11 protein-coding genes and 3 tRNA genes are annotated in these 10,293 nt (G+C 43.0%); 8 read left to right on the top strand and 6 right to left on the bottom strand.

Annotation, left to right across the window (positions count from 1 at the left end; translation table 11 throughout):
• Positions 1-415: 415 nt before the first annotated feature.
• Positions 416-1,600: a cyclopropane fatty acyl phospholipid synthase gene (cfa, locus tag ACRC27_RS06225; RefSeq protein WP_438624120.1), complete on the bottom strand. Its 1,185-nt coding sequence runs from the start codon at positions 1,598-1,600 to the stop codon at positions 416-418.
• Positions 1,601-2,116: 516 nt separating this feature from the next.
• A complete protein-coding gene (gene ybcJ / locus ACRC27_RS06220; protein WP_438624237.1) occupies positions 2,117-2,329 on the bottom strand; it encodes a ribosome-associated protein YbcJ in 213 nt (70 codons plus the stop codon).
• A 180-nt stretch (positions 2,330-2,509) separates the two neighbouring features.
• On the opposite strand from ybcJ, the gene ACRC27_RS06215 reads away from it, so the two are divergent.
• Positions 2,510-2,989, top strand: coding sequence for a DUF1456 family protein (locus tag ACRC27_RS06215; RefSeq protein ID WP_438624119.1), 480 nt, complete (start codon positions 2,510-2,512; stop codon positions 2,987-2,989).
• Positions 2,990-3,067: 78 nt separating this feature from the next.
• Positions 3,068-3,943 carry a D-alanyl-D-alanine endopeptidase gene (gene pbpG, locus ACRC27_RS06210; RefSeq protein ID WP_438624118.1) on the top strand — a complete coding sequence of 292 codons (876 nt, stop codon included), beginning with the start codon at positions 3,068-3,070 and terminating at the stop codon, positions 3,941-3,943.
• A 111-nt stretch (positions 3,944-4,054) separates the two neighbouring features.
• Here pbpG and ACRC27_RS06205 read toward each other — a convergent pair whose 3' ends face one another.
• Positions 4,055-4,255 (bottom strand): hypothetical protein, encoded by a 201-nt coding sequence (locus tag ACRC27_RS06205; RefSeq protein WP_438639433.1) that lies wholly within the window; start codon positions 4,253-4,255, stop codon positions 4,055-4,057.
• Positions 4,256-4,511: 256 nt separating this feature from the next.
• On the opposite strand from ACRC27_RS06205, the gene ACRC27_RS06200 reads away from it, so the two are divergent.
• The 3 genes from ACRC27_RS06200 to ACRC27_RS06190 all read left to right on the top strand — a co-directional run bounded on the left by ACRC27_RS06200 (position 4,512) and on the right by ACRC27_RS06190 (position 4,820).
• Positions 4,512-4,588: transfer RNA gene (locus ACRC27_RS06200), tRNA-Val, on the top strand.
• Between the two features lie 27 nt (positions 4,589-4,615).
• Positions 4,616-4,692, top strand: a tRNA-Val gene (locus ACRC27_RS06195).
• A 51-nt stretch (positions 4,693-4,743) separates the two neighbouring features.
• Positions 4,744-4,820: transfer RNA gene (locus tag ACRC27_RS06190), tRNA-Val, on the top strand.
• 207 nt (positions 4,821-5,027) lie between these two features.
• On the opposite strand, the gene ACRC27_RS06185 is transcribed toward ACRC27_RS06190, so the two are convergent.
• A complete protein-coding gene (locus ACRC27_RS06185) occupies positions 5,028-6,398 on the bottom strand; it encodes an MATE family efflux transporter (protein ID WP_438624116.1) in 1,371 nt (456 codons plus the stop codon).
• Between the two features lie 245 nt (positions 6,399-6,643).
• Between ACRC27_RS06185 and ACRC27_RS06180 the strand changes: the two genes are divergently transcribed.
• Together ACRC27_RS06180 and ACRC27_RS06175 are read left to right on the top strand one after the other, a co-directional pair.
• Positions 6,644-7,306: a riboflavin synthase subunit alpha gene (locus ACRC27_RS06180; protein ID WP_438629628.1), complete on the top strand. Its 663-nt coding sequence runs from the start codon at positions 6,644-6,646 to the stop codon at positions 7,304-7,306.
• Positions 7,307-7,966 (top strand): hypothetical protein, encoded by a 660-nt coding sequence (locus ACRC27_RS06175; RefSeq protein ID WP_438629626.1) that lies wholly within the window; start codon positions 7,307-7,309, stop codon positions 7,964-7,966. It abuts the gene before it with no gap.
• Positions 7,967-8,126: 160 nt separating this feature from the next.
• On the opposite strand, the gene hxpB is transcribed toward ACRC27_RS06175, so the two are convergent.
• Entirely contained in the window at positions 8,127-8,774 is a 648-nt protein-coding gene (gene hxpB, locus ACRC27_RS06170) for a hexitol phosphatase HxpB (protein ID WP_438624112.1), read from the bottom strand.
• Between the two features lie 133 nt (positions 8,775-8,907).
• On the bottom strand, positions 8,908-9,786 hold the full coding sequence (locus ACRC27_RS06165; protein ID WP_438624111.1) for a fructosamine kinase family protein: 879 nt from the start codon (positions 9,784-9,786) through the stop codon (positions 8,908-8,910).
• Between the two features lie 394 nt (positions 9,787-10,180).
• Between ACRC27_RS06165 and ACRC27_RS06160 the strand changes: the two genes are divergently transcribed.
• Positions 10,181-10,293 (top strand): TGS domain-containing protein (locus ACRC27_RS06160; RefSeq protein WP_438639434.1); only part of this gene is annotated, 113 nt, incomplete at its 3' end.

Raw genomic sequence — 10,293 nt, 5'->3', positions numbered from 1 at the left:
CCATTATCGATATAAATACTGAGAAATTTTAAAATAGATATTGCAGTACTGATTACCGCGATAATCACTAAAGTCCATCCTACCAAGCGTTTGCTGGCGGATAAGATAACTGCATTCTTATAATTCACGTGTTGATTCTCCCAGTTCCCAGCAGAAGACTGCCTCATTATTTTCTACATATCTGGGTATAGCGTAGCAGAGATGTGACTGATTCAGAAACAGTAGCAACCTATCCTCAAGATAAATACGGTGCAAACAAACTTAATTTAAGTCATCATCCAAGATATTACTTAGATCAAGGCAGCCTCTACTGTTACCGAAAAATCGATGTAAAAAACACGCTAACCAAAAAGAGAGGAGGAGAGCGTGTTTGATATTTTACGAACTTGTTAAGATAGCTATATCACAATGAGGATTAATGTTGGATATAAACGCTACCTCGTAATCCGGCAGGGCTAAATAACACTTGCCATAATTGAATGTCGCGGGCGCGGAATGCGCCTGCACAGGCATTTAAATAATAGCGGAACATCCGATAAAAGCGGGGAGAGTATTGCGCTTGTAATGAAGGCCACTCGTTAACAAAGTTATTATCCCATGCCATCAGTGTTTTGTCGTAGTCAGCACCAAAATTATGCCAGTCTTCCATTACCAGAAATGGTTCTGACTCTGTTGCAATTTGCTTGATAGAGGGGAGGCAGCCATTGGGAAATATATATTTGCTTATCCATGCATCCGCTTTTATACCTGAAACATTGCTGCCAATACAGTGCAACAAAAATAGCCCCTCTTTTTTTAGACAGCGATTTACAATATTAAAATACGTGTGATAGTTTTTAGGGCCAACATGTTCAAACATTCCAACTGATACAATACGATCAAATTCGATATTTAAATCGCGGTAATCTTGTAAAATAATCTCTACCGGTAAATTTTCACAGCGTTGCTGGGCAAGCGCTTGTTGCTCTTTAGATATCGTCACACCGACAACAGATACACCGTGATTTTTTGCCATGTAATAAGCTAACCCACCCCAGCCACAGCCGATATCTAACACTTTCATGCCAGGTTTGAGTTGTAATTTATCACAGATCATCGCTAACTTTGCTTCTTGCGCCGCTTCAAGCGTTTGAGCCTCTTTCCAGTAGGCACAAGAGTACTGCATGTGTGGATCAAGCATTGCATTGAACAGATCATTACCCAAATCATAATGCTCTTTACCCACTTGCCATGCACGCAAGCGAGTTTGCATGTTAAAGACTCTCGCTTTTAGAATGCGCAATGTATCTTGAAAGTGTGAAGGTAATTGTTTATCTAACTTTGCGGTTAATACTTTATCAAAGAAAATATCTAACCGGTCACAATCCCACCACCCATCCATATAGCTCTCACCCAATCCCAGAGAGCCCTCTTGTAATATTCGCATTAGTGTATCGGGATGTTTTATTTTCATATCAAACGGTTTATTACCGTTAAGCGTAATGCCCGCTTTATTTAATAACTCGCTGGAAATGCGCTTCCAATGATCATGTTTTAATTCTGTTGTCTCAGTATTAATGTCTTGTTCTGTAGATAAACATTCGACACTTTGCGCTTTCATTAAAAACATCCTCTAAATAATTATTTGCGCTCTATTTTGATTGTTTTATGAGCGTCATCGAATTGAATTCAACCTAAATAATATTTAGCCTAATTTTTTTTATAATGAAACCATAAGTTCCACAGATTATTTTTCTGTTTGTAAAAAAATGTGCAACTTTAAAATCTATTTACATCAGATTATATCTGCTTTTCTAAATCCAAATAATGGCTTATGTATAACATGACTTATCGTTATAGATTTATTTAAATCAATAAGTTAGTTACTTATTAGATGCGTGTTTTTTGTTTACTTTAGCGAGTGCGATGTTTAGTGCAAGTAGAAAGCAAACTTACATGTTTGGTTACAGCTCTGTATGGCTGATGTTGTTAAACCAAATTAGGTGTAGAGCAGGTGAGAGTGAGTAAGTAAGTTAATTGGGAGCGGAGCGGTATGTGTGAAGCATGTCTGTCTAAGCCCAAAGTGGCTATGTTATGCCACCGCAGATTCGGTGGCATATGCGATAAGATCCTAAGATTAGGTTCTTACTTTTACAGTTTGCCCTTGAAAAGAGACAACCTGACCGGGCTGAATTTTACAACGCTTGCGTGTTTCAACCTGACCATCAACAGTGACCAAACCTTCGGCAATGAACGCTTTGGCAGCTGCACCGCTTTCGCTCCAGCCCTGAATTTTTAGCAAGTCACACAGTTCAACGAAAGGGTGGTTTTCTAACTGGAAAATTTCCATCATTTTGCCTTTTAAAGAATAAAAATAGTCATCAGCAGACTAAAATATTCTTACATTTTATCAGTTAAATGAGGTGCGACGCGAGATCAATATCGATACTCAGTGATATAGCGGTTGTGCTAGTATGCGCACGCTTTCTGCACCAATAACGACATTTGTCCTGAACTAATTTGGAACTCTATGATTAATAATGATGTTTTACGCAGCCTACGTTACAGCTTACAACTAAGCATTGCTCATATATTGCGCATTTATGAGCACGCAGGTTTAACGGTTTCTACCGATATGCTGAATGGCTGGTTAAAAAAAGAGGACGAAAGCGGTTTCATTGATTGTGATGACAATGCATTAGGTGCTTTTTTAGACGGTTTAATCCTTGAATTACGCGGCCCTTCGCCAAGTGCGTCAACAGATACAACCGGCGCAGTAAAAGAGAAAGAACTGCTTTCGAATAATGTTATTTTGCGTAAAATCAGAATTGCACTTCAATTACAAGATGAAGATATGCGCGCTATTTTGTCTGCTGCAGAATTGCGGATTTCAAAATCAGAGTTAAGTGCACTGTTCCGCCAGAAAGGGCATAAGAATTATCGTCCTTGTGGTGATCAGTTTTTACGCAATTTCCTAAAAGGGTTAGCCCGTACTAAGCGTCCGTCATAAAACAAACGGCGTATGTACCGGAATAATAATTCAGCCACTATATTTATATGTTAATTACACGGAATTGATGGAGCGTTTATGAGCAAAAGGAGTCGCATTCTGGGGGTTGTTTGTGCGCTGACTCTCTCTGTATTGGTCACGAGCATAACGCCTGCAGAGGCATCATCGTCATCAGATTCATCGTTGAAGCTAGCTTCTGCGAGCGCGTTGGTGATTGATACCCGCAAGGGGAAAACGCTGTATGCCAAAAATCCGAATAAAGTTGTGCCTATTGCATCGGTAACTAAATTGATGACGGCACTGGTGGTACTGGATGCAAAGCAAAACTTGAATGAGATCATCACTGTTGATCAGCGTGATCGTGATACGCTGAAAAACACACATTCAAGGATTAAGTTTGGTACAAAAATAACACGTCGTGATGCACTTTTACTGGCCCTGATGTCATCCGAGAATCGTATGGCATCAGCATTGGGGCGACACTATCCGGGGGGTAAACCCGCATTTGTGAAAGCCATGAACAGAAAGGCAAAAGCGTTAAAAATGACGCGTTCCCGCTTTGCTGATTCAACCGGTTTATCTACGCACAATGTGTCAACAGCCAATGATTTAGCAAAATTAGTCAAGGCTGCATACGCACAACCTCTGATTCGACAGTTTACACAAACTGAAAACAGAGAGATGCGTTTTAGTACACCATCGTACGCACTGCAGTTTTTTAACACCAACCCATTGGTGAAAAATGACAGCTGGAATGTACGGTTGAGCAAAACTGGATTTACCGATGAAGCAGGGCGCTGCCTTGTGATGCGGGCTCAACCTGGCAGAGATGATCTGACTATCGTGCTGCTTGATTCGGTAGGGAAACGCACACCGATTGGTGATGCAAACCGTATTCGTCAGTGGTTAGAAGGCAGTAAGCCTGCAAAAATTCCTGCGGCAGCAAAACGTTAATACCGTTTCACCTATATTCTGATGATAAAGTGGCAGTTGTGCGCCTTTAATTAAGGTAAACCATTGCCACTTTGTTTTTTTAGCTGGAAAATTTGTTGCGTTTGAGTCTTATCAGTCCTGACGGTTTGCATTGCGGTGAAAGTGTACACGAGCTAGAAAGTAGGTTTTCATGTGCTCAGTCATGCTTTCCATATACTGTTCAACCGAATGCCATAAAATCTCATCACTATTGATATCATCAACTTGTGCGCGAGCAAGTTGATCGATAGCCGCCATTTGTTGTTCAGTCAGTTGCGTAGTGCTGTCAGTCATCAGCGTATTCCTTTCAGTTCAGCAAGCATAAGAGTCAATAATGCTAACAAATCAGTATTACAGACAAAAATGATTTTGTGTAATCGCACATATTTTGTAGGTTTGTTGAGGCTGTGAAAAAGAGCAAATTGGCTATATTTAATGCAAACAGTTAACTTAGCTGGCTTTTTTGATATTTCAGGCTTGCCAGCACCACGGTTCACCGTTAATATTCACCTCGTTTTCCAGAAGCGGAAAACCTGCGTTGCTGTAATGTGCGTCCTTAGCTCAGCTGGTTAGAGTACTACCTTGACATGGTAGGGGTCGGTGGTTCGAGTCCACTAGGACGCACCATAAAGTAAAGCGTAATCAATGTGTGATACACCCATAGCTCAGTTGGTTAGAGCACTACCTTGACATGGTAGGGGTCGGTGGTTCGAGTCCACTTGGGTGTACCAATCAAAACAGTGATGATTATAGGCAACTTACTTTAAGCTAACGTTAACTTTACACCCATAGCTCAGTTGGTTAGAGCACTACCTTGACATGGTAGGGGTCGGTGGTTCGAGTCCACTTGGGTGTACCACATTTTAGACAAAGCCCGCATTATGCGGGCTTTGTTGTATCTGAATGTTCTATGAGTGCTCTGCTCTAAGTATATTAGAAAGAGAGCCTCTTACCCTAGATTACCCACATTTTTCCCCTTACTGTGTTTACATATAACCATCAGAGCAAAAAAAAACCGCACAAAGTGCGGCTTTAACGTCTAAACGGTTTTTTCGCTAAATTCAGCTTAGCGGCTCGCCATAGCCAAGATCTTATGGCTATCCTGACGTTGTAACCAACGAATTCGCAGAATAAAGAGCAGGGCAGCAGTGGTTAATCCACTGATAAAACCAATCCAAAAACCGTGAGCACCCATCGGCGCAACCAGATAATCTGTCCGACCCAATACATAACCAATCGGTAAACCAATTAGCCAGTAAGAGATAAACGTGATCACAAAAATAGCACGGGTATCTTTGTAACCGCGCAGCACACCACTGCCGACAACTTGAATAGAGTCAGAGCACTGATAAATCCCCGCAAATACCATGAGCTGCATGGCAACATGAATAACCTGTGGATCACTGTTATAAATATTGGCGATGTTCTCACGGAACAAAATAGTCAGAATCGCAGTAGACATCGCTAACGCAAACCCAACCACCAGCCCAGTAATAGCCGCTACCCGCGCATCTTCGGGTGATTTTTCGCCCAAACGGTGACCGACACGAATTGTTACGGCAATACCCATAGAGAGCGGCAGCATAAAGACCATCGAACTAAAATTCAGTGCAATCTGGTGTCCGGCAACAATCGTCGTACCAAGCGGGGAGACCAGCAGTGCAACCACAGCAAACAGTGTCACCTCAAAGAACATTGCCATTGCAATGGGGAAACCCAGTCGCATCAATTTGTTCAGGGTTTTACAATCAGGCTTCTCCCAATGGGTAAAGGCCTTAATATCACGGTAGCTACGTGCGCGGGTGGCATACAGCATCATCATGATAAACATTGACCAGTAAACCATTGCGGTTGCAACACCACAGCCCACACCACCAAGTGCCGGAGCGCCAAATTTGCCGTTAATGAATATATAGTTCACCGGAATATTAATCAGCAATCCGACAAAACCAATCACCATGCCGGGCTTTGTTTTGGAAAGCCCCTCATTGAATGAACGCAGCACGGCAAACATCAGATACCCCGGAACGCCCCACATAATCACCTGTAAATAACGCACAGTCAGGTCAGTCAGGTGTGGGTCAATATCCATTTGTTCGACAATAATGCGGCTACCATAAAGCACTAACATGATAGGGATAGAGATCAACCACGCCATCCAGAACCCTTGGCGCACTTTATGGCCGATTCTATCGCGTCGGCCAGATCCATTAAGCTGCGCAACAATCGGGGTTAATGCCATCAACAATCCGTGCCCAAACAAAATGGCTGGCAACCAGATGGATGATGCAATGGCTACAGCGGCCATATCCGCAGCACTGACTTTACCCGCCATGACAGTATCAATAAACCCCATGGAGGTTTGTGCTACCTGAGCAATTAACACGGGAATAGCCAGTTTTAACAGGCTTTTAGCTTCTAAACGATATCGTTGCACAGACACTCCGCAATGAAAAAAAAGGCACTCCGCTGATAACAATGAGTTTTTTTGTCAGCGGAATATGCCGTGATAACATCACCCTCGAATCAGAGTAAACCCACTAATTCTACTGGTTAACGCTATGGTAGCAAACAATTACGCTGGGGTTTTGTTTTGAATTAAAAATCGTTGCTGTATCAGCTAAAATAGACAGGCTAAATCGCTAGTTTATTATTTTATCATTCGAAATCGAGAAATCAGTCATGTTTACAGGAATCGTGCAAGGAAAAGCCCAACTCATTTCTATCACAGAGAAAGATCATTTCCGTACACATGTTGTCTCTTTGCCCGACACCTTATTACATCAACTTGAGACAGGTGCATCTGTTGCACACAATGGTGTATGTCTGACCGTGACACAGATTGATGGGAATAACGTTAGCTTTGATCTGATGAAAGAGACGCTGCGCATCACCAATTTAGGTCTGTTACAGTGCGGTGACTGGGTCAATATTGAAAGGGCAGCCCGTTTTGGTGATGAAATTGGCGGGCATGCTATGTCAGGCCATATTATGGCAACCGCAGAAGTGGTGCGAATACTAACATCAGAAACAAACCACCAAATCTGGTTTAAATTGCCGGTTGAGCTAATGAAATATGTGCTCGATAAAGGCTATATCGGTGTTGACGGTATCAGTTTGACTGTTGGAGAAACCACCAAATCACGGTTTTGCGTAAACTTAATTCCTGAAACCCGTGAGCGAACCACTTTGGGGCAGCGTCGTTTGGGGGAAAAAGTAAACATTGAAATTGATCCTCAAACTCAGGCCATTGTCGATACCGTAACTCGCATTTTGGCAGCACAACCGGTAGCAGCGCTTAATCATACCGGATCAGCCGTATCAACTTGCACAGAGAGTGTATAGATGATGAACGTTTTGCTCAGTTGGAGTTCAGGCAAAGATGCGATGTTGGCCTTGTTGCGGATGCAAGAAGATCCGAACTGCCATATTGTCGGGCTGTTTACCACCTATTCAGCGTCTGAGGATGAAGTGCCGATTCAAGGCACACCGATCAGCGTAGTTCGCTTGCAGGCACAGCGAATGGGCTTACCGTTGATTGAAATTCCGTTACCGGTTTGGCCGAATAACCTGATTTACACAACCTCAGTAGTTCAGGCGCTAAAACAGAGTGAGTTGGAGTTTGATACTCTGGCATTTGGTGATCTGTTTCTTGATGGTATTGCAGAGTTTCGCCGCAGTTATCTTGAACCGCACGGCTGGCATACGCATTTCCCGCTGATGGGGCAGCCTACCACTGAGCTGGCACAAGAGATTATTGCCCGCAACATAGAAACGTATTTAGTCAGTATTGATACGACACAATTATCCGGCGAATTTTGCGGTAAGCGTTTTGATAAGCAATTACTGCAACGCTTACCTGAATCCGCAGACCCGTGCGGAGAGCGGGGCGAGTTTCATACGTTGGTTGTCGACTCTCCGGCCTATACATCCCCGCTAACTATTGAATGGGGTGATATCGAGCAACAAGAGCGGTTTCATTTTCAACGGTATACTGCAGTATAAAGACGCTCAATGCCGATAAATTCATATCGGTAAAAATCAAGCATTAGTCGCGTATCCCAACATAACAGCATTACACACTGTTTATTGGAATACGTGCTGATGCAATTTCATGTGCAATTTTAGACACACCGTTACATGGAAAGTGGTTAAACAGCGATAATTACTTCAAATGCAAATAACTGACCAGTTGCAAACTGGGTAAGCAGTAGTCAGCAATTGACCAGCGCGGGTCATCTAGCAGTAACTTTTCGGGGATCACAACCGTCTGCATACGGGCGGCCTTCGCTGCAATTAACCCCGGTAGTGAATCCTCAAACGCAATACACTGTATCGGCTGAACATGTAAAGCTTGCGCACATTTAAGATAAACCTCTGGGTGAGGTTTTCCATAAGGCAGTGATTTTGCTGACTCAATAGCATCAAAGCAGTGCGTCAGACACAGAGCATCAAGCACCTGATGAATCAGCTCAAGTGGTGAAGAAGAGGCCAGCCCGATTTTTAAATCACATTTACGACACAGGCTTAAAACGTCAGTCACACCTGGCATCATAGGTTTATAGCGTGCAACCAAATCTCCCACACGCTGTACAATTTGTGTAACAACTGCCTCTTTACTTATGCCAGACCACGGAAAACGGCTGTACCACAGATTCACTATCTGATCGATACGAACACCTGTCGTCAACACCGTATCTTGCAGCGAAATATCCACACCCAGCGGGCGTAATACATCAATCTGAGCCTGCTGCCAAAACGGCTCAGAATCAACCAATAATCCATCCATATCAAATATGGCAGCTTTAAGCATTACATCACTCCTTTGAGATTAAGTGCTATGTGCCATCTGCTCACAAGCATATATGCGCAACACCCGTATTCCACATCAACCACAGCTATAATTTATACAACATTATTCATATCTATAGCCACTTACTGAAATATTAAGAGCGAAAAACCATACGGTCGATCACGGTTTGTGCTCGTGCCAAATAATCACCGCCAAACAAATTGCATAAATTCAGTAAATGATAAAGCTGATAAATACTCTTACGCTGACTATAACCGGCGGGAAGGGGGCTTAAACGCTCATAAGCCTGCTGAAATGTTGCGGGTAACGGTGTGAATAACGTATTCGCCAGCTCACTTGCCGCAATATCACACTCTCTATCGCCCCAATAACAAGCCGGATTAAAAACCACCGGTCCAGTTGATGAACTTCCACAGTGTGGGCTTAACAAATTTCCAAGCAGTAAAGAGGGCTCAATCGTATGCCCGGAGAGAATCTCTCTAACGGCTCCAACAATCTGTTTGATATCCCCAAAATAAATGCCTTTCTCTTGGCATAACTGCAATTGCCAGCCAATACGCTGTTCAGCAAAGAATGTATCCCAGCGGAGTTGCCAGCCATTGGGCTGTGGCGTGCTCGCTAAACCGTTATCCTCATCAAACCCAAACTTTAGCTGTTCACCCCACAAATGCAAACAAGCCAATTGAGCGCCTAACTCGGCGGCATCTATTGTGTTGAGTGGTGTGAGATCAATATATTCCATCAACAGGAAGCTTTTATTTCTAAATGTGCCAACAGCATAAGGGGTTGGAACGCGCACCGTTTCTGTACTGCTCAGCAATGAAAGTGCATCATATTCTGCTTGAAACTGTGGCAGAAAAGAGAGGTCATTCACTTTTACAAACACCGGATCATGCCCGTTAGAGATGAAATAGCTTTCGGATACCTCGCCACCCCGAAGCGCCGTCTTTTCTGAGCTGACATAAGCGTATTGGAAGTGTTCACTTAACAACGTACAGACGGTATGCCACATGGTGTTACCCCTTACGTAAAGTTACAGGTGAAAGGTTGCAGATGTGTTATTCCAGTTTTATAAAACTAACGTATAAATTTAGCTTAATCCCTGAGTCAGTGCACAGTTGAGCGAAACAGTTGTGTTAAATATAAACAAGAAATAGCAATTCACGATAAACCTGTCCGGTATTTCTTTATTCGCATAGGCTCAGCGTATTTTTGTATGGTAGGATTTATGCGAACTGGTGGTTTTTGTTAACGCTCATGTTGCTTTGAAACCCAAATCAACTGACTGTCATAAACCATTCTCGCAGAGTGAGTCGAGATACCAGAGTACTCATCTATTATTTGATAGATTTACAGCCTGTATGTGATCTTTCGTGTGGGTCACCACTGCAGAATAAGGAATCATTATGCCTGTTATTACCCTTCCTGACGGCAGTCAGCGTCAGTTCGATCATGCCGTTTCTATTATGGATATCGCGCGTGATATCGGCCCCGGTCTGGCGAAAGCCTGTATTGCTGG

The sequence above is a fragment of the Plesiomonas sp. genome, assembly GCF_051650925.1.
GTDB lineage: Bacteria > Pseudomonadota > Gammaproteobacteria > Enterobacterales > CAMTGL01 > Plesiomonas.
Note: the sequence above shows the minus strand (reverse complement) of the source record. Positions and strands in the feature narration are given on the sequence as shown.

Excerpts from the sequence above, each read along its gene's own strand:
- cfa (WP_438624120.1), bottom strand. The coding sequence starts at position 1,600 with ATGAAAGCGCAAAGTGTCGAATGTTTATCTACAGAACAAGACATTAAT.
- ybcJ (WP_438624237.1), bottom strand. The coding sequence starts at position 2,329 with ATGGAAATTTTCCAGTTAGAAAACCACCCTTTCGTTGAACTGTGTGAC.
- ACRC27_RS06215 (WP_438624119.1), top strand. The coding sequence starts at position 2,510 with ATGATTAATAATGATGTTTTACGCAGCCTACGTTACAGCTTACAACTA.
- pbpG (WP_438624118.1), top strand. The coding sequence starts at position 3,068 with ATGAGCAAAAGGAGTCGCATTCTGGGGGTTGTTTGTGCGCTGACTCTC.
- ACRC27_RS06205 (WP_438639433.1), bottom strand. The coding sequence starts at position 4,255 with ATGACTGACAGCACTACGCAACTGACTGAACAACAAATGGCGGCTATC.
- ACRC27_RS06180 (WP_438629628.1), top strand. The coding sequence starts at position 6,644 with ATGTTTACAGGAATCGTGCAAGGAAAAGCCCAACTCATTTCTATCACA.
- ACRC27_RS06175 (WP_438629626.1), top strand. The coding sequence starts at position 7,307 with ATGATGAACGTTTTGCTCAGTTGGAGTTCAGGCAAAGATGCGATGTTG.
- hxpB (WP_438624112.1), bottom strand. The coding sequence starts at position 8,774 with ATGCTTAAAGCTGCCATATTTGATATGGATGGATTATTGGTTGATTCT.
- ACRC27_RS06165 (WP_438624111.1), bottom strand. The coding sequence starts at position 9,786 with ATGTGGCATACCGTCTGTACGTTGTTAAGTGAACACTTCCAATACGCT.